Below are 23,093 nucleotides of genomic sequence, written 5' to 3'. Positions count from 1 at the left end.
GAAAATCAAGTAAAGATTTTCATATATTTGTCATAATTAGCATAAGTGTGACTTGTATAGCTCATTTACGCCAACTATCTGAATTTATTAAATTTCAAAAATATCTCTTTAATAATCATCATTTTAGAATAACCAAAATCGACTATTTTTAAGACTATCCTAAAAGGGTGTTTAAACAGAATTTCTAATGCAAAAAAAATGCACCTCAGGTAATAGTCGTAACTACGCATACCTAAAGTGCACTTAGAAAACTAACTAAATGATGATTAATTAGTGTTTATTGACTTCTTCAGCAATCCCTTTAGCAACTTGCTGCCAGCCCACTGCCAATGTACGGACTAGTTCAGGATAACCATCTTCCTGTTGATCCAACTGGATATCAAAATTACGACGGATCACATTTTTATCCTGTGAGTACGTCCAAAATCCCTGAATAAGTACCTTTCCATCATAACGGCCATTAAAAGCCGTAAGGGTGATATCCAAAGTATCAGGTGAATTTTGTAAAGGCTGCAACGAAACTAACTTTTCAGGCAGTGCTGCTGATAATTCACTCACCATTGACTGCCCAAGTTGTTGCTCCAGTGGACTTGCCCATAAGTGAGTGCTCGCATTGGTGTAACTCACGTCAGTTGTTTGGTAAGTAATACCGTTAGACGTCAATACATCCGATAGCATGATGCGCTGCAACCAGACCTGTCCTTTATCCATCACCTCTGCTGATTGCGTTTTAGAAGCGTTTATTGGCAATTGATAATACATTTTTTCAGGTGTGCTACTACACGCTGCCAACAACAAAACAAATATCGATATCAGATATCTCATTATTTTTTAACTCCTTTCGGCTGTACATCCTTCGTCGGTTCGGCTTCAAAGACTAATGCATTACTCTTATTGTTTAACGTTCTTAGCAACGGCTGAACTTCTCTCAAGACTTGGTCTAATCGCTGCATATTATCCACCATCTTATTATAGGCAGGTGAACCTGGCTGGAAGCCTTGCATTGCACGGTTCATTTCTTGCAATGTTTTTTGCAAGTCATGCGGTAAGTTTTGGAACTCTTTGCTCGCCATGACTTTATTCAACTCAACGAGCATCGCATTGGCTTCTTTAACCACTTTTTGCCCTTCAGCTAACGTTTGTGTGGTTTGGTTCAACATAGGCTCAATTGGCATATTGTTGATTTTATCCAGCACTGCGATAACTTTTTGCTGAATCTGAGCTAAACCACCGCTGGTTGTTGGGATAATTTTATACCCAGCAACCACTGTCGGGCCTTTATACGGCTCAGCATTTGGTACGAAGTCTAAATCAACGAATAGTGCACCCGTCAGTAAATTACCTGATTTTAATGATGCTCTAAGCCCACCCTGCATCGCCAGTTTTAATTCATTTTTTAAATTAAAATTCGCACCAACGTCTTTAGAGAAACGCTCAGGTTCAATATGAATAAGGACCGGAATTCTAAAGTCATTGTCCAGTGATTGATCTAGACCCGCTGTATAGAACGGAACCTGTGCAACGGTTCCTAAACGGATACCTCGGAATTCAACAGGGGCCCCCGGTTGTAAGCCACGCACGGAATCAGAGAAAAAGAGTACAAAGTCTTGGTACTGGGTATACAGTGAGTTTTGAATGCTGCTTTGGTTATCAAACAGTTCAAACTCTGCATTTTCCTTAACATTCGCGCCCGGTACCCACCCTTCAGGAACATCAAAACTCACCCCACCCGTTAATAAAGTGGCAATTGAGCCCATCTCAACATGTACTCCCTGAGATGACATATCGAAAGCGATACCGCTGTCTTTCCAGAAGCGCACATTCGAGCTCACAAGCTTATCGTACGGAGCGTTAATGAATAATTGATAGCGCATGTCGCGCTTATCCATGTCGAAATTACTGGTTTCGACGGAACCCACTCGGTAACCGCGGAATAAGACAGGATCGCCCGGATTGAGCTGCCCCGCTTTATCACTGGCTAAAATAACGCGGATCCCCTTGGCATCAGGGGAAGCCAAAGGTGGTGTATCTAATAAAGTGAATTCAAAGTGTTCTTTTGCCGCAAGCCCCGGTTGAAGCTCAATATAAGCCCCTGAAAGTAACGTCCCTAAGCCCGTTACACCATCACGCCCTATTGTTGGTTTAACAATCCAAAATGCCGAGTCAGTACGAAGTAACTCTTTCATTTCATTATTTAAACGGGCTTTTATGATAACGCGACTAAAATTGTCATCTAACGTTACACTTTCCACAACGCCGATATCGACACTGCGGCTTTTAATTTTCGTTTTACCTGCTTCGATTCCTTCGGCATTGTAAGTGATCAACGTCACTTCTGGGCCTTGGTTACTAAAGTGGTAAAATAAGACCCATGCACCAAGTAAAATGGTGACAATTGGGATCACCCATACAGGTGACCAGCTTTTTAGCTTACTGACTTTGGCATTAGCCTGTGGTGTTTCTTGTGAGGTCACCCGATGGCTCCTTCTTGTTCAGCAGTATTCACTGCATTTTTCGCATCACAACGATCCCAAGTCAATCGAGGGTCAAATGTCATCGCCGCAAACATCGTTAAAATCACGACAACACCAAAGAAAATAATCCCCACCGCAGGAACGATGCTCATTAACTGCCCCATTTGGACTAAAGAGGCCAAAATCGTAATCACAAATACGTCAATCATTGACCAACGACCGACATACTCCACCAGCTCATAAATAAAATGCATACGATGTGGATCGCGGTTGCCATAACCTTGCGAATCAAGGCATAACCAAGCAATACCAATCATTTTTAACGTAGGAACCATGATACTGGCAATAAAGATAACCATTGCCACAGGGTACGAACCATCCCCCCATAACAAAATAACCCCATCAATAATGGTGGAGTTTAAACCGCTCCCGAGTGTATTAGTCGTCATCATCGGCAACACATTTGCAGGAATATATAACATAATCGATGTTACGAGCAGCGCCATTGTCCATTGTAAACTTTGGTGCTTACGCACACTGCCACGAGAATGACAGCGTGGGCATTTAGATTGCTCAGCCGGCAAAATCGCAGTACAGACCAAACATAAACGTATATTTTGGCTAATGCCTGTTTGACCGACTTTTAACGGGCGTGCTAATTTTGGTGCCGCTTCAATGCGATTCCATAACCAGTGCCTATCTAAGCATTGGAATGCCCTCACCTGTAACATACAAAATACACAGTAAGGTAAAAAGCTTAGGCCAATGCCAATATCGCCATAGGCAATCAGTTTGACAAAACTGACTAAAACGCCCGCTAAAAAAATCTCCGCCATACACCAGGCTTTCATTTGGAATAAAATCCGTGTGATCACCACTTTAATTCCTTTAGGAATGTGAACTTGCAACCCTAAAAGGATAATGGTGACCATACAAAAGGCCGGTATGATTAAGGAGAAGAACAAGAAGAATAGTGCTAAACCGCTATAACGCGTTGAGGCAATAATTTCGATAATTTGAAAAAGCGAAATTTCGTTTTCAATACCCGCCGCGCTCATTTTCACAAAAGGAAATAAGCACGCGATGAATAGCATGATCAACGCACTAAACGCATAAGCAGCAGGCTGCTTATACGGATATCGCCACTTTGAAACTAATGTGGTCTCACAACGCGGGCAAGTTGCTTTACTACCTTGTTCCAATTCTGGAACCGCAACCAGCATATCGCACTGAGGACAAAGCACATGTTCATGAGACTCATGGGTACACAAAGAATATTCGCTCCTCTAATTTATCAATTTACTCAACCATTTTTAAGCAATTCAAGCTCTTGCCAGCGGTCAAACGCTTGCTCCAGCTCGGTTTCTTTTGCCGATAACTGGCTCAATGTTTGCTCAGTAACATCGTGAGGTTGATTGAAGAAATCAGCATCGCCAACTTTAGCTTGTAACGCTTCAATTTCCGTTTCCAATTGCTCAAGTTTCGCAGGCAACTGTTCCAACTCACGCAATAAATTATAACTGAGTTTATTTGGTCGCTTTGCCGCTTCTTTCGGTTTTGCCGTTTTTTCTTGCGCTGCCACTTTACTCGTTTGTTTGGCTTCCAAACTCACGGTTTGTGCTCTTTGCTTTTGAGCATCAAAATAACCGCCCACAAAACGGTTGATCACGCCATCGCCTTCAAAGATCCAGCATTCTGTTACGCTATTATCGACGAATTCACGGTCATGGCTCACCAACAGAACGGTTCCTTGGTAACCATCCACTAACTCCTCAAGTAATTCTAATGTTTCGACATCAAGGTCGTTGGTCGGTTCATCGAGGATCAGTAAGTTACTTGGTTTTAAGAATAATCGAGCTAATAATAACCGATTACGCTCACCGCCAGATAAGGCTCTGACTGGGGTCATTGCACGTTTTGGTGGGAACATAAAGTCTTGCAAATAGCCTAATACATGGCGCGGCTTGCCATTGACCATCACTTCCTGCTTACCTTCCGCTAGGTTGTCCATAACAGTTTTATCTGGGTCTAATGCTGCGCGGTGTTGGTCAAAATAAGCCACTTCAAGTTTTGTACCACAGTGCACACGCCCGCTATCCGCTTGTAAATCACCCAGCATTAAACGTAACAGTGTGGTTTTACCGCAACCATTTGGCCCAACTAATGCGATTTTGTCGCCACGCATCACCTGGGCAGAAAAATCGCTTACCAACACTTTATTATCGATTTGGTAATTAACGTTTTCCATTTCAAAAACAATTTTACCCGAGCGAGCGGCTTCACCCACTTGCATTTTGGCGGTTCCCATCACTTCACGGCGCTCTGAACGCTCAACACGCAGTGCTTTTAGAGCACGAACACGACCTTCATTACGAGTACGACGCGCTTTAATGCCTTGGCGGATCCACGCTTCTTCTTGAGCCAGTTTTTTATCGAATTCCGCATTTTGCATTTCTTCAACGCGCAAGGCTTCTTCTTTACTGATCAAATAATCATCGTATGTACCCGGCCATGAGGCGAGTTGCCCGCGGTCTAAATCGATAATACGGGTTGCCATGTTACGAATAAATGAACGGTCATGGGAAATAAATACAATGCTGCCTTGGAAATCTTTAAGGAAGTTTTCCAACCACAAAATAGTTTCAATATCTAAGTGGTTCGTTGGCTCATCTAAGAATAAAACACGTGGGTTGCTCACTAATGCACGCCCCAGCGCCGCTTTACGTAACCATCCCCCAGAAAGGGAAGAAAGTTCCGCATCCGCAGGTAAGCCCAATTTTTTCAGTACATCGCTGATACGAGAATCCAATAACCATAAATTACGGTTATCAAGCACTTCTTGTAATTCAGCCATTTTATTTAAGTTTTTTTCGCTAGGATCTTCTTCCACCACTTTAGCAATATGATGATAATCCTTCAGGTATTGCGCTTGCTCCGCAACACCTTCTGCAACGAAATCAAAAATAGTGCCTTCCACATTACGCGGCGGATCTTGCTGCAAGCGCGCAACAACTAAATCCTGCTCGTAAATCAGTTGGCCATCATCTAAAGGTTGTTCTTTCGTCAGCACACGCATCAGGGTTGATTTACCCGCACCGTTTCGGCCGACCAAGCAGACGCGCTCGTTATCTTCAATATGAATTTCAGTATTATCAAGTAATGGCGCATCACTGAACGAAAGGTATGCACCCGATAAATTAATTAAAGCCATTGATTCTATCCTTTACTCTGCGTGGCGAATTAACCAGCAGTTATGAATTTGACGATTACGTGCAAAATCTTCAGAAAGCGTTTTCGCAGTGATTTCTTGTGCTTGTAGTCCTAACTCCGCGATTGCTTCCATATCCATTTTGAAACCGCGTTTGTTGTTTGAGAACATCACGGTTCCGCCGCGGCGTAATAGTCGTTTTAAATATGTAATCAGTTGCACATGGTCACGTTGCACATCAAACGTGCCATCCATGCGTTTTGAGTTTGAGAATGTTGGCGGATCAATAAAGATCAGATCAAATTGCTCATCGCTATTTGCTAACCAACCTAAGCAATCTGCTTGAATTAAGCGATGTTGACGCCCCGTTAACCCATTCGCTTGTAAGTTTTTCTCTGCCCATTCAAGGTAAGTACGGGACATATCGACCGATGTTGTGCTTTTCGCGCCGCCTAAACCTGCATGTACCGTTGCTGTACCTGTATAGCAGAATAAGTTTAAGAAATCAGCACCTTTGCTCATCTCCCCTAACATACGACGCGCAATACGGTGGTCTAAAAATAACCCTGTATCGAGGTAATCAGTTAGATTAACCAGCATTTTGGCATTGTATTCTTGCACTAAGAAGAAATCGTCTTTTTGTGCCAGTTTTTCGTATTGCTGTTTGCCTTTTTGGCGTTGACGCGTTTTCAGTACCAATTGATTTGATGACAGTTCTAACACGTTCATGGTCGCAGTGATCACGTCAAATAAACGCTGGCGTGCTTTACGCTCATCCACCGTTTTTGGTGGCGCATATTCTTGGATGACCACTTTGTCGCCATAAATATCGACCGCAACATTATATTCAGGCAAATCAGCATCATAGACGCGATAGCTTTCAATACCCTGTTGTTTTGCCCACTTAGTTAACTTTTTCAAATTCTTACGTAAACGGTTAGCAAAGTCAGGGGAGATTTCTGCAACCGTTTCAGAAGGCGTAGCCGCTAATTGGTAATTTTTCTGTACACAATCTAATGGGCCGTTTTTTGCTTTGAACTCGCGCTCTGAACGTAATTGCAAACAGCTTAATAATTCAGGTGAAGCACTGAAAATCGATAAACGCCAACCAGGGAAACGCGCTTTCACGACGCGGCCTAATTGGCTGTGTAGCGCAATTAACGCCGGTTCACTTTCTAAACGTTCACCATATGGTGGGTTACTGATAATCGTTCCCACTGCTTCTGTTTTAACCGGGTTTTCCAACGCAGCCGCATCACCTTGGTTAAAGGTAATGACATCTTGAAGGCCTGCACGACGCGCATTTGCTCGCGCCATTTCCAGTACCCGTTTATCAATATCAAAGCCATAAAAACGTGAAGTGTTCTCTTTTAAACCTTGGCGGAAACGCACTTGTGCTTCCGTGGTTAGCTCGCGCCATAATTCGGCATTAAATTTCGACCATGCATAAAAGCCCCAGTGGTTACGATGTAAACCAGGCGCTTTATCTGTTGCCATCATGGCAGCTTCGATTAATAACGTCCCCGAACCACACATTGGGTCAACTAATGGCGTACCTTGCTGCCAACCTGAGCGGTTAATAATTGCAGCGGCTAACGTTTCTTTTAATGGGGCTTGCCCTGCTAAGTCACGGTAGCCGCGAATGTGCAGTGAATCACCACTTAAATCTAATGCTACACTCGCTTTTTCTTTATTCAGGTACACATTAATGCGAATGTCCGCCTGTTGACGAGCAACATCAGGGCGCTGATCTAACTTGCGAACGAAGCTATCAACGATGGCATCTTTCACTTTTAAGGCGCCATATTGGCTATTGCGAATTTCTTCGTTAGTCCCTGTAAAATGCACCACAAACGTATCATTTACAGAAAAAATTTCTGACCAGTCAATCGCCTGTACACCAAGGTATAAATCCAAGTCACTGTAGACATCAAAATCATTCAAAGGCAATAAAATACGCGATGCCAGCCGACTCCACAGTAAGCTTTGGTACATGCCCCGTTCATCGGCCTGAAAATAGACGCCCCCTTGGGTCACTTTACACTGGCTGGCACCGAGTGCTTCCAGTTCCGTTTTCAGTAGTTCTTCTAGGCCACGAGCTGTGCTGGCAAACAGAAAATTCATAGTATTTGTTACCGATTTCGATGAAAAATTGTTGCGCATTATAGCTAATCTTATGCAGTTGTCATAAAGTTGCTGCGCACAATTATAAGGATTAAAAAATGATCACGCTTTCGCGCCTTTATACACACCCAGTAAAATCCATGAGAGGGGTGCGTTTATCTCATGCCTTCGCTGATATTAGCGGTTTGACTTTTGATCGTAATTTTATGATAACCACGCTGGAAGGTAAATTTATTACGGCGAGAAAATACCCGCAAATGTTACTGTTTACACCAGTGATGCTCAACAATGGACTCCATCTTCGAGCGCCTAATGGCGAAAGTGCGACAGTATTGTATCAGGACTTTAACGAGAAGCAGAGCCCTACTGAAGTTTGGGGCAATCATTTTCATTCGCTCATTGCACCAGAAACAATAAATAGCTGGTTAAGCACCTTTTTTGATGAGCCAGTTCAATTACGTTGGCTAAGCCCACAGCTTTCTCGTCGCGTAAAAGAATACCAAGACGTACCGATGTCATTTGCTGATGGCTACCCTTTTCTATTAATTAATGAAGCATCGGTTCAAGAATTACAACGCCGTTGCCCTGCCAGTATTAAACTCGAGCAATTTCGCGGCAACTTAATTATTACGGGCGCAAAACCGTTTGAAGAAGACACATGGAAAACCATTCAAATTGGTGATGTTGTCTTTACTTTAGACCGCCCTTGCAGCCGCTGTATCCTCACGACCGTTAGTCCAGAAAAAGGCATTAAACACCCCAATAGTGAGCCATTAGCGACATTACAAACGTTCCGCTCAGATGAAAAAGGTGATGTCGATTTCGGGCAAAATGTGATAATTCAGAATACAGGTGTTATTCGTGTTGGCGATGCCTTAACTGTATTAGAAACTAAAACCGCCAAACAATATTTGATGCAAGAAAGAGAAAGCGACCTTTCTGTGCAAAATACGCAATCTCAAATTAACAAAGTCAGCTTAGTTTTCGACGGAACCGAATATGAGGGTGATAACCAAAATGTGATCCTTGAACAACTTGAATCCCACGGTTTAAATATTCCCTATTCATGTCGAGCGGGTATTTGTGGACGGTGTAAAATTAAATTAGTGTCTGGTGAAGTAACACCATTAAAACAGAGCGCAATTAGGGAAAATGGTTATATATTAGCCTGCAGTTGTATTCCTAAAACAGCGCTAAAATTAGCATTTAAGTAAAATTCAATTTAAGGATCTTTAACACCATCTGTAATTTTAAATTATGACGGTGTTAAAATTCCACCAACCAAATTATCAATCCATCGTAATAATAGAAATTTTATTCATTCTTTTTTCGATGCGATCTCACACGATCAATCAAATTACATTTCCATATAACTGTCGTTTAGCTCTAGATGAATATTCAAGCATACGATCATTCATGATCTTAATTGGATCACAAAATCTTAAAACACGATCAGCTAATTCCAACACCGGTTCAGCCAATAAACACAAACTGGCACAAGAACCCGCTTCCGCAATAATAAATGTGGAATAATGATGGCTGTTTTCTAAACACACCTGAATAATTTGCCCTTGCTTCGGCGTATTAATCGCGTGAAATGAAGAAAAATACCAACTTTTGGGCATCTGCGGTTTTAAAAAGCGATAAGCAACAAGACTATTAAGCACCAATTCAGCACGTTCTTCTTGTGTAATATTTAATCGTTTAGCTTGCTCATCAAACAAATAAAATTCCCCAGCATCCTCTATACTAAATGGCATTTCATTACGAGCAAATACCGTCAGCATTTTAGCTGGAAAACATGAACGAAATATCATGCCGTTGGCGAGATCTAACATCACCCTGTCATGGTCATGATCAAAATACCAACGCCAATGATCATCAGGTTTAATATTCATAAACGGATCCTTTAGCGATTTAACGGTAAATATATATAAGAACGATCATCAATACGATCTTTCTTAAATTTACTCTACAGCTAACTTTTATACGCTAAATAATTCGCCTTGCAGACAACCGAATAATGTTATTATCGAATAACACATTCGCTGAAATTGAAATAAAATTGATATAAAAATAGCCACTATTAGCAATATAGTTTAAAAGGGGGCATAAAGAAACCCCCTTGTTAAGTAAATTTACAATTTACTAGATATGATTGACAATATCTTTAATTAATCTTGGTCCATGATAAATAAAACCAGAGTAAATTTGAATTAATGAAGCACCCGCATCCATTTTTTCACGCGCTGCGGTTAATGAATCAATTCCTCCCACACCAATAATCGGAAGTTTGCCATTTAATTCACGCGAAATAAGTTTAATCACTTCGGTACTTTTTAATTGAACAGGTCGCCCGCTTAATCCACCCATTTCATTACAGTGATTCAACCCTTGAACAAGAGAACGGTCTAACGTGGTATTCGTCGCAATAACACCATCAATATTATGCCTAACTAGGCTATCTGTAACTTGAATAATTTCTTCTTCAGATAAATCAGGGGCTACTTTAACAGCAACAGGAACATATTTATTGTGTAACGATTGAAGTTCTAATTGCTTTGCTTTTATACCACTTAATAAATCATCGAGCGCTTCGCCGTATTGCAATGAACGCAAACCTGGTGTATTTGGTGATGAAATATTAATAGCAATATAACCCGCATGCGCATACACCTTATCCATACAAATAAGGTAATCATCTTTGCCTTGTTCAACTGGCGTATCTTTATTTTTGCCAATATTAATACCAATTATTCCACCATAATTAGATTTTTTGACATTCTCAACAAGGTTATCAACACCCTTATTATTAAACCCCATTCGGTTAATGATCCCTTCCGCTTCAACTAAGCGAAAAAGTCTTGGCTTATCATTTCCTGATTGGGGACGAGGTGTCACAGTACCAATTTCTACAAAACCAAAGCCCATTGCACCAAATGCATCAATACATTCACCGTCTTTATCCAACCCCGCGGCAAGCCCCAGTGGGTTTTTAAACGAAAGTCCCATGCATTGGGTTGGTTTGGTCGCTACAGATTGGCGGATCAGACATTGAAAAGGAGAATGGTTTAAACGTTGAAGCTGGCGAAAAGTCATTTCATGCGCTTTTTCGGGGTCGAACTGGAATAGTGCCTTGCGGGCAAGGTGATATAACATATCCAATAACCTATATTCTGCTAGTGCGTTTCAAGAAGAAAGACATCATGTCGCGCGCACCCAAACGCCCCCCGCGATTAAGCTTTGGTGAACATGGAAGTGCAAGCGATGTTTCGTCGGATAAAACGCGCTATAGACTACCCTATTTGGCCGCAAATGTGCCATGAAAAAATCAATAAAAGTGCGTTTAGTTGAATTACTGTATTAAAGTAGGCTTGATATCAGCTGAATATGGCTTGCCGCAATGGCATGTTCGTTGAAAAAGAAAACCCCTAAACAGCGTTCAGGGGTCTTCTTATATATACCTGTGAGGCTAATTAACTTTCTAACGCCTTGGTAATTTTTTCAAATAAATCCCCCGATAAATTATCGAGTTCTTTTAATTGCTCTAACACTTTACGCATTTGAGCTTGGCGTTTTTCATCATAACGTTTTAAACGAATGAGTGGTTCAATCAAGCGAGAAGCAACTTGCGGGTTACGCGTATTCAAATCCACCAAAATTTCATACAGGAACTGATAACCGCTACTGTCCTCTGCATGGAAATTAACTGGGTTACCTGCCGTGAAAGCACCCACTAATGAACGAACACGGTTCGGATTACTCATACTGAATGAACGGTGATTTAACAGCTTACGCACATTTGATAACGTGCCTTTTGCTGGGTTTGAACCTTGCAATGTAAACCATTTATCCATCACCAACCCATCGTGGTGCCAGCGTTCATCAAAATCAGTCATCAATTGTGCGTGGCAAGGCAGTTGTGCTTCATTGGCGGCTGTGAGGGCTGCCAGTGAATCCGTCATGTTATCTGCATTTTTATACTGTTCTTCGACCAGCTTATTCGCCATCGCTGCATCGTCGTTCGACGCTAAATATTGCAAACAAACATTTCGTAACGATCGTTTGGCAATATCTTGATGATCAACTCGATAACCTTCAATGTTAATCGAACGATAGACTGTCAGAAATTCATCCGACATCTCATTCGCTAATCGATGGTGAATAAAGTTGATCACTTCATGGATAGCAACAGGATCGATAACTGCAAAGAGTTCTGCAATTTCATTTTCTGAAGGCAGCGTTAAGATCAAGGCTGCAAGCGCAGGATCAATTGATTCACTCAATAAAACGGCACGGAAAGCATCAACGACTGATTCAGGCAAAACAAGTTCTTCACCTTTTTGGAACTTCGTGACATTGATTTTTGCATAGTTGTTGATCAACTGCTGAGCCGCATCCCAACGGGAAAACTCGTTGCTTGCATGTTGCATCAAAAACGCTAATTGCTCATCCGTATAGTTATAATCTAACTTAACTGGCGCAGAAAATTCGCGTAATAAAGACGGCACAGGGCGAGTTGCAACCTCATCAAACACAAAAGATTGAGTTTCTTGGGTGATATTAAGCACTGAGTTTACTGGGCTACCATCACGTTTTAATGGAATTACCGCCCCTTCCTCATCATATAACTCAATATCCAGAGGAATATGCAGAGCCAGTTTTTCTGTTTGGTCTAATGTCGGAGGCGTCATTTGACTAACATGCAATGTATATTGCTGTTTTTCAGGCGAATATTCATCACGCACCGTTAATACTGGTGTACCTGATTGGCTATACCAGCGGCGGAATAAAGACAAGTCGACATTTGAAGCATCTTCCATTGCTTGTACAAAATCATCACAGGTGGCAGCGCTACCATCATGGCGATGAACATACAACTGTATACCGGCTTGGAACATTTCTTCGCCAAGTAATGTGTGGATCATCCGAATAACTTCAGACCCTTTTTCGTACACTGTTAACGTATAGAAGTTATTCATTTCTATTACTTTTTCAGGGCGAATTGGGTGAGCCATTGGGCTTGCATCTTCCGCAAATTGTGCCGAACGCATCACTTTGACATTATTAATTCGGTTAACTGAGCGGGAACCTAAATCCGAGCTAAATTCTTGGTCACGGAAAACCGTTAGGCCCTCTTTTAAGCTCAATTGGAACCAGTCACGGCAAGTAATACGGTTGCCCGTCCAGTTATGAAAATACTCATGGCCAATCACAGACTCAATATTCAAATAGTCTTTATCTGTGGCTGTATCACTTTTGGCTAATACATATTTGGAGTTAAAGACGTTCAAGCCTTTGTTTTCCATTGCCCCCATATTGAAGAAATCAACGGCGACAATCATATAAATATCAAGGTCATACTCTAAACCGAAACGCTCTTCATCCCATTTCATGGCATTTTTTAGCGACTGCATCGCCCATGGAGCACGGTCTAAATTACCCTTATCAACAAACAGTTCTAGTGCCACTTCACGACCACTGCGGGTGACAAAAATATCTTTTAATACATCAAAATCACCGGCGACCACTGCAAATAAATAGCTTGGTTTTGGGAATGGGTCTTCCCACTTAACCCAATGGCGGCCATTTTCTAATTCGCCCTCTGCAATGCGATTACCATTGGATAAAAGATAAGGATAACGTGCTTTATCTGCTGTAATGGTTGTGGTGTAACGCGCTAATACATCAGGGCGGTCTTGGTAAAAAGTAATGTGGCGGAAACCTTCTGCCTCACATTGCGTACATAACGCATCACCCGATACATACAAACCTTCTAACGCTGTATTTTTTTCAGGGCTAATTTCATTCACGATACGCAACGTAAAAGATTCAGGTAATGATTTAATAATCAGCTTACCTTCAGTTTGTTGATAATCGCTCCATGCTTTTCCATCAATTTCGATACTGACTAATGATAAATCTTCGCCATGTAATTCAAGGGTTGATGATTGGGGATTAATGCGCTTTACCTGACTCACTGCGGTTACTACTGTCTTGACAGGATCAAGGTTAAAATCGAGGTCAATCTCTGTAATCGTATAATCAGGTGCTTGATAATCCTGACGATATTTCGCTTGTCTTAGCTGGGTCATAAGTAACCTTTTAATTCGTTATATTCGATATCGCACTACTTCGCTGCTTTATACAATACTATAAGACACCGTAATGTGAACGGATTTGAGAAACATTTTCATCAAATAATGTTATCTATTTTCTGTTCAATGTTACGTGCTCATATTTATTAGTCACTGTTTTGTTATAAATTCGTTTGTTTGTTGGTGCTATAGTACTATCAAATCTTTCGCGACATGTTAGTATCTTTTCATGATTAATCGTTTTGTATCTAAAACATTAGTCATGCTAGTTTCAAAATAGGTTTACCCGATACAACGGCTTTACATGAACGCAAATGAGCAAATTAAGCTGAATATGCCCCGACAATACCGACAGGTAGAATAACGCTTCTATCTTTTGTTAAAGTGGGTATACTTTTGCAACTTTAACGATTTAGCAAATTGCTAAATATAAGTAGATAAGCTCCGCGAGGATGTCTGCGCGCCATGAATTTAGACGCTACACCGATTATTACATCACTGCTCGATACCGATGCTTACAAGCTTCATATGCAGCAGGCTGTTTTCCACCGATACTACCACGTACCGGTTGTTGCTGAGTTCCGCTGTCGTAGCAGTGAACTCCTAGGCGTCTACGCCAATGAAATCAGGCAACAAGTTCAGTTGATGGAACATTTGTCCCTGACTGACGATGAGTTCACATTTCTACGCCGCTTACCTTTTTTCCAAGAAGATTACCTCACTTGGCTAAAAACGTTCCGCTTTAAACCTGAGCAAGTTGCTGTTTCATCTAATCACGATGGGCAACTTACCATTCGCATTAGCGGCCCTTGGCGTGAAGTGATCATGTGGGAAGTCCCGCTGCTTGCACTTGTTAGTGAAATTGTGCAGCGAGATAGACACCCTGAAATCACGCCTGAAGATGCCGTTAATCAGCTGAGAAAACTGTTAACCGTTTTCTATGCGCAAGCCAATGAAGACAAACTAGACTTATCTGGCTTTAAATTAATGGATTTCGGCACTCGCCGCCGTTTTTCTTACGCGGTGCAATCTGCCATTGTTTCCATGCTGAAAAACGAGTTTCCTTACCTTATAGGCACCAGTAACTACCAACTGGCCCATGTGCTTGATTTAATCCCAGTAGGCACACAAGCACACGAATGGTTTCAAGCACACCAGCAGATTAGCCCAGAGCTAGCAAACAGCCAACGTGAAGCCCTGCAAAGCTGGTTAGATGAATACCCTGACCACCTTGGAATAGCGTTAACTGACTGTATCACCATGGATGCTTTCTTGCGCGACTTTGATGTCAATTTTGCGAAGCGCTACCAAGGATTACGCCACGATTCAGGTGACCCTATCGAATGGGGTGAGAAAGCCATTGCCCACTATGAAAAGTTGGGCATTGACCCGATGAGCAAAACACTGGTTTTCTCTGATAGCTTAGATTTACAAAAGGCACTCGACTTATATCGCTATTTTCATCAGCGTATTAATCTCGTATTTGGGATTGGGACAAGACTAACCTGCAATATTCCTCACGTCACGCCGTTGAATATTGTGATCAAGTTAGTTGAATGTAATGGGAAGCCCGTTGCTAAGTTATCTGATAGCCCTGGCAAAACAATTTGTGAGGATGATGAATTCGTTAATCAACTCAGAAAAGCCTTTGACCTGCCTAAAATGGAAAAAGCCTGTTAATCCCCTATTTTCCTTCACTCAGCACAAGAATCTGCACTTTTCTTGTGCTGGGCTAAAAAACCCGCTTTTTCTTTTATTCACTTACTATTACTATAGTTTTTGAGCTCTAAAATAATCGTTCGATTCCACTGAAATTATTTATCGCGATTTTTTACTTGTTTCCTAACAAATGGCAAGTAACATAGAGCTTTGGCCCCTGAAATATGGGATTTCGTAAGTATATCCCTACTTAACTATTTTAACCGTCATACACGCCTTGTTTTGCGCCTTAATAAAGAACGCTGCAATACAATGAACGAAGTGGTTTTAATACAATTTGAATGGCATCCTAAATAATTCGAGTTGTAGGAAGGCGGCAAGCAAAATGAGCCCTAGGAGCATACACAAGTATGTGACTAGGGTCGGTTTGTGAAGCCAACGCATCTACGGCTCGAAGTATGACGGATTGAGATAGTCAAAGTAGATATTATTAAATATGAAGAGAGTGAATTATATGATAGTAGCGCCTGTAGTCGACGTACTGCAAGGCCGTGTGGCGGTAGGCTCTGAAGTCACCGTTCAAGGCTGGGTACGTACAAGGAGAGATTCAAATGCTGGTTTTTCTTTCCTCGCCGTTTATGACGGCTCATGCTTTAATCCGTTACAGGCTATCATTAATAATAATTTACCGAATTATAATGACGAAGTCCTGCATCTCACCACAGGTTGTTCCGTTGAAGTCACGGGCACGGTAAAAGAGTCTCCGGGTCAAGGTCAATCATTTGAATTAGAAGCTACTGCGGTTAAAGTCGTTGGTTGGGTTGAAGACCCTGACACTTACCCAATGGCGGCAAAACGCCATAGCGTTGAATTCTTACGTGATGCAGCACACCTGCGCCCACGCACTAACTTAATTGGTGCGGTTGCACGTGTTCGTCATACTTTAGCGCAAGCTATCCACCGCTTCTTTGATGAACAAGGTTACTTCTGGGTTTCAACCCCAATCATTACCGCTTCAGATACCGAAGGTGCAGGTGAAATGTTCCGTGTTTCTACACTGGACTACAACAACTTGCCACGTAATGATAAAGGTGAAGTGGATTTCAGCGAAGATTTCTTTGGTCGCGAAGCCTTCTTAACGGTTTCTGGCCAGCTAAATGGGGAAGCCTACGCAACCGCACTGAGCAAAGTGTACACCTTCGGCCCAACATTCCGTGCTGAAAACTCCAACACCAGCCGTCACTTGGCGGAATTTTGGATGGTTGAGCCAGAAGTTGCGTTTGCAAACTTAGATGATGTGGCAGGCCTTGCCGAAAAAATGCTGAAATTTGCATTTAAAGCGGCACTGACAGAACGTCGTGATGATTTAGAGTTCTTTGCACAACGCGTTGATAAAGACGTTATCACTCGCTTAGAAAGCTTTGTTAACTCTGATTTCGCGCAAGTGGATTACACTGATGCGATCAAAATCCTTGAGACCTGCGGTCAGAAATTCGAAAACCCAGTTTACTGGGGTGTCGATATGTCTTCTGAACATGAGCGCTACCTTGCTGAGCAGCACTTTAAAGCGCCTGTCGTGGTGAAAAACTACCCGAAAGACATCAAAGCTTTCTATATGCGCCTCAATGAGGACGGTAAAACCGTTGCTGCGATGGATGTCCTTGCACCGGGTATTGGTGAAATCATCGGTGGTTCACAACGTGAAGAGCGTTTGGACATGTTAGATGCACGCCTTGCAGAAATGGGTATGAATAAAGAAGATTACTGGTGGTACCGTGATCTGCGCCGTTATGGCACTGTGCCTCATTCCGGTTTCGGCCTTGGTTTTGAGCGCTTAGTTGCCTATGTAACTGGCGTCGGTAACGTCCGTGAAGTGATCCCATTCCCACGTACTCCAAGAAACGCAGCATTCTAATTTCTGCTTTTCTGTGTTTTCTGTATTAATGCAATAAAATCACGAGCCAGCACACGTTGGCTCGTGATTATTAAGCTCTGAGATACTTTCACTTCATAACTATCTCATCTCGTTACATTTAATTTCAGTCTTCTGATAAACAGATCACATTTTTTACGTTATTGCCTTATAATTTCCCGTTATATTGCACCAACATTGATATTGCTAAGAATAATCTGCTTTTTTGCTTCATCTTTGTTTTTTTCCAACCAGAAATCTTCAGTGAAATTTATCTAAGTTGCTCAAAAAAAGCTCAAATTGTCTATCAAAAAAGTTCCCTAAATTTTGTAATATTTTTTAAACTGGTACGATGAGTGGTTATTTTTCACTCTATTTTTTACATTTAGAAACATCTAGTTACCATTTGTTTCAGAATCTTTGATTTTGTAGCACTTTGAGGGTAGATAAATTTATTTAGCAATGGAACACTGGTCGCCGACATAGACGACACTAATCTCTCATAAATAGTTCCAATTATTTTTGCGAATTATTTTTGGCAGTGGCAGGTGTCCGAATAACACCAATGAGGGTAATAATAATGATGAAACGCAATATTCTTGCAATGGTTATCCCAGCTCTGTTAGCTGCTGGTGCAGCAAACGCAGCTGAAGTATACAACAAAGACGGCAACAAGTTAGACGTTTACGGTAAAGTTGACGTTCGTCACTACTTTGCAGACGGCAAAGGCAGCAACGGAACTAAAAGCGAAGATGGTGATGATTCACGTGTTCGTTTAGGCGTTAAAGGTGATACTCAAATCACTGATCAACTGACTGGTTTTGGTCGCTTCGAGTGGGAAACTAAAACCAACAAAGGTGAAGACAACAACACCAACAAAAACCGTTTAGCATACGCGGGTCTGAAATTTGCTGATTTCGGTTCAATCGACTACGGCCGTAACTACGGTGTTGTATACGATACTGCAGCTTGGACAGACGTTCTGCCTTTATGGGGCGGCGATTCTATGGCTCAGACTGATACATTCATGACTGGTCGTAACCGTAACTTATTAACTTACCGCAACAGCGATGCTTTCGGTTATGTTGATGGCCTGAGCTTTGCTCTGCAATATCAAGGTAAAAATACCGAAACTAACAAATCAGGTGTTACTGATGTTTACAAAAACAACGGTGACGGTTACGGTTTCTCAACAGCTTATAACTTAGGTTGGGGCGTAACTCTGGGTGGTGGTTATTCTAACTCGGCTCGTACTGAAAACCAAAAAACTAGCCAAGCTCGTGGTGACCGTGCTCAAGCATGGAACGTTGGTGGTAAATTCGACGCTAACAATGTTTACTTAGCTGCAATGTATGGTGAGACTCTGAACATGACTCACTACGGTAGCAAAGATTTCATCGCTAACAAAACTCAAAACGTTGAGTTAGTAGCTCAGTACCTGTTCGACTTTGGTCTGAAGCCATCTGTTGCTTACGTTCAGTCTAAAGGTAAAGACCTGCCAGGCTACGGTAACAAAGATATCCTGAAATATGTATCTGTAGGTTCTTACTACTACTTCAACAAAAACATGTCTGCAGTTGTTGATTACAAAATCAACCTGTTAAAAGACAACGATTTCACTAAAAATTCCAAAAACGGTATCAACACTGATAACGTAGTTGGTTTAGGTCTGATCTACCAATTCTAATTATCAGTTAACTGATAATCGAGAAAACGGTAACATGTTTTTGCAAGCAGCGCTTCGGCGCTGCTTTTTTATTTCTACGTTATACATCCCCTTGTTATACCAACCTCAAAACCTGTTCACCTTCCCAGTTATCAACCCAAATCATCGATAAGACAGGTAAATTCACCACCTTTATGGATATTTCTGGTTGGATTACATGCAATTCCTACCTAGCTCACAAGATCTCGCCAATTTTTCGTAAAACGGTTGGCAAAACCCCTTTCACACGTTAACCTGATTACTCGACTCGTTCGACTAAACCCGTTTTCAGCTATACCCAGCATTAACCCGTTGTATGGGGCATCTGACAGGTAAGGTTGCCATAACCCCCCTTACTTTGCCTCACCACACAGGTTGGTGTTAGGTACCACAACCGAGCTTTGGAATCGACAACATGTTTGAGAAAATTACTTCTGCCCCCGCTGACCCAATTTTAGGTCTTGCTGATAGTTTCCGTGCTGATCCCCGCGATAATAAAATTAACTTAGGTATTGGCGTCTACAAAGACGAATCAGGGAAAACCCCTGTGCTTGATACCGTCAAAAAAGCAGAAAAATTCCTGCTAGATAACGAAAACACCAAAAACTATCTTGCGATTAGCGGAATGCCAGAATTTGGCCGTGTAACACAAGAATTGTTATTCGGTGCACAACATGAAATTGTCACCTCAAAACGTGCACGCACAGCGCAAGCTCCGGGCGGTACAGGTGCCTTACGTATCGCGGCTGATTTTATTGCGAAACAAACCAATGCAAAACGTGTTTGGATAAGCAACCCAACGTGGCCTAACCACAAAAATATTTTTGAAGCGGCTGGCTTAGAAGTTTTAACCTATAACTACTACGATGCAGCAAAACATGGCATGGATTTCGATGGCATGTTAAACAGCTTATCTTCTGCAATCGCAGGTGATGTGATTGTTCTGCATGGCTGCTGCCATAACCCAACAGGGATTGACCCAACAGCCGAACAATGGGCAAAACTGGCTACACTGTGTGCAGACAAAGGCTTACTACCTGTTTTTGACTTTGCTTACCAAGGCTTTGCAAAAGGCTTAGACGAAGACGCTGAAGGCCTGCGTATCTTCACCAAAAACAACCCTGAAATGATTGTTGCTAGCTCATTCTCGAAAAACTTCGGTTTATATAACGAACGTGTTGGTGCTTGCACAATTATCGCAAAAGATAGCGATAACGCAGAGCGCGCATTTAGCCAAGCAAAAGCGGTCATCCGTGCAAACTACTCTAACCCTCCAGCACACGGTGCGGCAGTAGTCACCACCATCCTTTCTGATGACGCGTTAAAAGCAGAATGGATCCAAGAATTAACAGCAATGCGTGAGCGTATTAAACGCATGCGTCAGCTGCTAGTGAAAACCTTGGAAGAAAAAGGCGCTAAACAAGATTTCAGCTTCATTATCAACCAAAATGGTATGTTCTCCTTTAGTGGCCTAACAAAAGAGCAGGTAGAGCGTCTACGTAGCGAATTTGGTATCTATGCGGTGAGTTCTGGGCGTATTAACGTGGCAGGTCTGACTTTAGAAAACATGGTTCCACTGTGTGATGCCATCGTGAAAGTGTTATAAGTTTTCGAAACACGATAGCAAAAGCAAAAAGGCACTCACTGAGTGCCTTTTTCAATAACGCTAAATTTTAGCGTTCACTAAATGGTCTACCCATTCAAAATGTGTCAGGTGTTTTTCTGCTAACGCTGTTTTTAACGCATTATCTGATGTACTTTCATACTCATAACGTTGCTCAACCATTAATTGGGTCAGTTTATCAACGGTTTGCTCAGACTTGTCTCGCCAACTTTCATGGGCTTTATGATGAAACTGAATGTTCGTCTGGTTAACCGTCGACATTAAATGGTTTTGATGATGAATATGCACCCACTTTCCTGTAGTCGATTGAATCGATGTTTTGGTAATACCTTGTGAGATAAGCACGTCGTTCATGCTATCTGGTTTAAAGTTAATCAGATAAACATGGTTATTACCTTCAATATCATGAATATTCACGTCTCCCTCGCCATCACCATATACAAGGTATACATCATTGCCTTTGCCGCCCGAAAGTCTATCTTCACCTTGTGCAGAAATAAGCAAATCGCCATTTTCTCCCCCTACTAATTGATCGTTCCCTCTGCCGCCACAAAGAACATTCTCGCCACCTAAAGTGATTAACTTATCATTGCCTTTCCCTCCTTTGATGATCCTGCCTTGTTTACTCTCATCAAAAACCACATCATTCCCCTCTAACGAGTCGACAAGCCAAGGGGACTCTATCTCTATTTCTTTAAATGTTTGTACGTCATTTCGGTCTGAGAGCGTTAACTGGATATTTTCTATATTAATGGCAACACGGCTTTGCGATGCAATTCCGTTTAATTCACGATCAAGGGCAAAAATAGGTTTCCAGTCATTATTTCCCATTCTTTTTTCTTCTAAAAAACGAGAACGAAGGTCATTAAAGAGCTTATCCATCCCACCTTGCATTAACGATCCTAGATGATCCGAGGAAGCAGAATATAAATGAATTTGGTTTTTGTCAGTTGATGTTCTTTTGACGACAACAATCTTACCTGCTGGTGATAAATAACGGTGATAAATCACACCGTCCTTTTCTTGGGTAATTGCATTATTTATAAAATTAATTAAGTGAATATGGTTATTACCTTCTAGGTCATCAATATATACAAGGCCAGTTTGGCCACCATCAATTAAATAATGGTCATCCCCTTTTCCGCCTTGCAAGGTATCAAAACCAGTACTGGAAAGCAGTAAATCATCCCCGCCTCCTCCTGTGAGTTCATTTTCCCCAGCGCCACCATATAAAACATTAAATTCTCCAGCGCTGGTGATTATATCATCGCCTAAGCCACCCGATATAAAGCTCACATGAGAGCTATAATTTATAATAGCATCATCCCCGTCTAGGCCATTAATTAACCCATTTTTTGCTATATAGCCTTTCGGTAAAACAATTGTATCTGAGCCATCAGTTTCTTTGTTTATCGGTACTATCGGCGTAATGGCACATTGACCTTTTCGTAAATTAACCTTAAACAAATTGCTATATTTATCTTGGATAACAACCGCATGTTGCATACTTTCATCAAAGTTTTCTAAGCCAATAGAGAATTTTGTGATATTAAACCTGTCTTTTGAAACAATTTTAGATCCATCCATTTGCAGTTCAAAGGCATTAATTGTTGGGAGCAATAAAACCACTTTATCATTTTCACCATACAAACCTCTTACCGTAGAAAAATCAAAAACAATGTCCTGCTGATAAAGTTCAATATTATCCAACCGATAAATATCTTGGCCTAAGCTGACCTTAATATTATTTCCCCCCGAAACATAATTGAGCACATCATTACTTGAGCTTCCCTCATATGTTACCCCCTCAGCAAGACCTAGCCATTTAAAATCTCCCCAACTTGGTTTAGCATATGTTCTATTTTGATTTAAAATCATTGCAGAATCTGAAGTCGATATATATACCGATTTTTCATTACCCATTGCCTCCTGATCAAATGATTGTAAATAGGTAATATCAAATATATTTTCCTTTATCTTCCTTATTGACTGATCATCTATATCTTTAAGTTTACTATTAAGTAAAAAACCATCTCTAGTTCTAATTTGATAATTATGATTAAGTTTTTTACCTTCATTTGAATCAACATATACATTATTTAAATTTATTGTCATGTATCCATAAAAATTAGCTAGTTCCTTTCCATTAAAGTTCATCACTGGCATCGCTATTTCTAATACCAGATTATTTCCATCCACATAAACACTATTTATTTCACTCAGTTCATAATCCAAATTCACAACACTGCTAGACACGGTATCTTCATAAATATTGACAACCCTATTATG

The 23,093-nt window shown here is 41.4% G+C and carries 14 protein-coding genes; 5 read left to right on the top strand and 9 right to left on the bottom strand.

Annotation, left to right across the window (positions count from 1 at the left end):
- Positions 1-270 precede the first annotated feature (270 nt).
- From pqiC to rlmKL, 5 genes are read right to left on the bottom strand one after another with little or no spacing between them, the layout of a single operon-like run.
- On the bottom strand, positions 271-825 hold the full coding sequence (gene pqiC / locus AC4IFT_RS13185; protein ID WP_490736084.1) for a membrane integrity-associated transporter subunit PqiC: 555 nt from the start codon (positions 823-825) through the stop codon (positions 271-273).
- Positions 825-2,474, bottom strand: coding sequence for an intermembrane transport protein PqiB (pqiB, locus tag AC4IFT_RS13180; RefSeq protein ID WP_490736086.1), 1,650 nt, complete (start codon positions 2,472-2,474; stop codon positions 825-827). Before pqiB ends, pqiC begins: the two co-directional genes overlap by 1 nt.
- Positions 2,471-3,745 (bottom strand): membrane integrity-associated transporter subunit PqiA, encoded by a 1,275-nt coding sequence (gene pqiA / locus AC4IFT_RS13175; protein ID WP_490736088.1) that lies wholly within the window; start codon positions 3,743-3,745, stop codon positions 2,471-2,473. Before pqiA ends, pqiB begins: the two co-directional genes overlap by 4 nt.
- A gap of 32 nt (positions 3,746-3,777) precedes the next feature.
- A complete protein-coding gene (locus AC4IFT_RS13170) occupies positions 3,778-5,685 on the bottom strand; it encodes an ABC transporter ATP-binding protein (protein WP_490736090.1) in 1,908 nt (635 codons plus the stop codon).
- 12 nt (positions 5,686-5,697) lie between these two features.
- Entirely contained in the window at positions 5,698-7,806 is a 2,109-nt protein-coding gene (gene rlmKL, locus AC4IFT_RS13165; RefSeq protein ID WP_490751540.1) for a bifunctional 23S rRNA (guanine(2069)-N(7))-methyltransferase RlmK/23S rRNA (guanine(2445)-N(2))-methyltransferase RlmL, read from the bottom strand.
- Between the two features lie 98 nt (positions 7,807-7,904).
- Here rlmKL and AC4IFT_RS13160 point away from each other — a divergent pair, with 98 nt between their 5' ends.
- A complete protein-coding gene (locus AC4IFT_RS13160; RefSeq protein ID WP_490751539.1) occupies positions 7,905-9,020 on the top strand; it encodes a YcbX family protein in 1,116 nt (371 codons plus the stop codon).
- A 138-nt stretch (positions 9,021-9,158) separates the two neighbouring features.
- Here the strand turns inward: AC4IFT_RS13160 and AC4IFT_RS13155 are convergent, their stop codons facing one another.
- The 3 genes from AC4IFT_RS13155 to pepN all read right to left on the bottom strand — a co-directional run bounded on the left by AC4IFT_RS13155 (position 9,159) and on the right by pepN (position 13,901).
- Positions 9,159-9,704, bottom strand: a complete 546-nt coding sequence (locus AC4IFT_RS13155) for a cell division protein ZapC (RefSeq protein ID WP_490751538.1) — start codon at positions 9,702-9,704, stop codon at positions 9,159-9,161.
- 250 nt (positions 9,705-9,954) lie between these two features.
- Positions 9,955-10,965 (bottom strand): quinone-dependent dihydroorotate dehydrogenase, encoded by a 1,011-nt coding sequence (pyrD, locus tag AC4IFT_RS13150; RefSeq protein ID WP_273804745.1) that lies wholly within the window; start codon positions 10,963-10,965, stop codon positions 9,955-9,957.
- Positions 10,966-11,282: 317 nt separating this feature from the next.
- Complete coding sequence (gene pepN, locus AC4IFT_RS13145) at positions 11,283-13,901, bottom strand: aminopeptidase N (protein WP_490751537.1); 2,619 nt, start codon at positions 13,899-13,901, stop codon at positions 11,283-11,285.
- A 468-nt stretch (positions 13,902-14,369) separates the two neighbouring features.
- Here pepN and pncB point away from each other — a divergent pair, with 468 nt between their 5' ends.
- The 4 genes from pncB to AC4IFT_RS13125 all read left to right on the top strand — a co-directional run bounded on the left by pncB (position 14,370) and on the right by AC4IFT_RS13125 (position 20,786).
- Positions 14,370-15,584 carry a nicotinate phosphoribosyltransferase gene (gene pncB / locus AC4IFT_RS13140; protein ID WP_490751536.1) on the top strand — a complete coding sequence of 405 codons (1,215 nt, stop codon included), beginning with the start codon at positions 14,370-14,372 and terminating at the stop codon, positions 15,582-15,584.
- A 493-nt stretch (positions 15,585-16,077) separates the two neighbouring features.
- Entirely contained in the window at positions 16,078-17,478 is a 1,401-nt protein-coding gene (gene asnS, locus AC4IFT_RS13135) for an asparagine--tRNA ligase (protein WP_219249237.1), read from the top strand.
- A gap of 577 nt (positions 17,479-18,055) precedes the next feature.
- Positions 18,056-19,162: a porin gene (locus tag AC4IFT_RS13130; RefSeq protein WP_272516342.1), complete on the top strand. Its 1,107-nt coding sequence runs from the start codon at positions 18,056-18,058 to the stop codon at positions 19,160-19,162.
- Between the two features lie 433 nt (positions 19,163-19,595).
- Positions 19,596-20,786 (top strand): amino acid aminotransferase, encoded by a 1,191-nt coding sequence (locus tag AC4IFT_RS13125; RefSeq protein WP_490751535.1) that lies wholly within the window; start codon positions 19,596-19,598, stop codon positions 20,784-20,786.
- A 60-nt stretch (positions 20,787-20,846) separates the two neighbouring features.
- On the opposite strand, the gene AC4IFT_RS13120 is transcribed toward AC4IFT_RS13125, so the two are convergent.
- On the bottom strand, positions 20,847-23,060 hold the full coding sequence (locus tag AC4IFT_RS13120) for a calcium-binding protein (protein ID WP_490751534.1): 2,214 nt from the start codon (positions 23,058-23,060) through the stop codon (positions 20,847-20,849).
- Between the last annotated feature and the right edge of the window lie 33 nt (positions 23,061-23,093).

The organism is Providencia sp. UF-183 (assembly GCF_058246155.1).
The sequence above is the reverse complement of the archived record's forward strand: the minus strand, read 5'-3'. Positions and strand labels throughout refer to the sequence as shown.

Coding starts and splice junctions, on each gene's coding strand:
- pqiC (WP_490736084.1), bottom strand. CDS start 825: ATGAGATATCTGATATCGATATTTGTTTTGTTGTTGGCAGCGTGTAGT.
- AC4IFT_RS13170 (WP_490736090.1), bottom strand. CDS start 5,685: ATGGCTTTAATTAATTTATCGGGTGCATACCTTTCGTTCAGTGATGCG.
- rlmKL (WP_490751540.1), bottom strand. CDS start 7,806: ATGAATTTTCTGTTTGCCAGCACAGCTCGTGGCCTAGAAGAACTACTG.
- AC4IFT_RS13160 (WP_490751539.1), top strand. CDS start 7,905: ATGATCACGCTTTCGCGCCTTTATACACACCCAGTAAAATCCATGAGA.
- AC4IFT_RS13155 (WP_490751538.1), bottom strand. CDS start 9,704: ATGAATATTAAACCTGATGATCATTGGCGTTGGTATTTTGATCATGAC.
- pyrD (WP_273804745.1), bottom strand. CDS start 10,965: ATGTTATATCACCTTGCCCGCAAGGCACTATTCCAGTTCGACCCCGAA.
- pepN (WP_490751537.1), bottom strand. CDS start 13,901: ATGACCCAGCTAAGACAAGCGAAATATCGTCAGGATTATCAAGCACCT.
- pncB (WP_490751536.1), top strand. CDS start 14,370: ATGAATTTAGACGCTACACCGATTATTACATCACTGCTCGATACCGAT.
- asnS (WP_219249237.1), top strand. CDS start 16,078: ATGATAGTAGCGCCTGTAGTCGACGTACTGCAAGGCCGTGTGGCGGTA.
- AC4IFT_RS13130 (WP_272516342.1), top strand. CDS start 18,056: ATGATGAAACGCAATATTCTTGCAATGGTTATCCCAGCTCTGTTAGCT.
- AC4IFT_RS13125 (WP_490751535.1), top strand. CDS start 19,596: ATGTTTGAGAAAATTACTTCTGCCCCCGCTGACCCAATTTTAGGTCTT.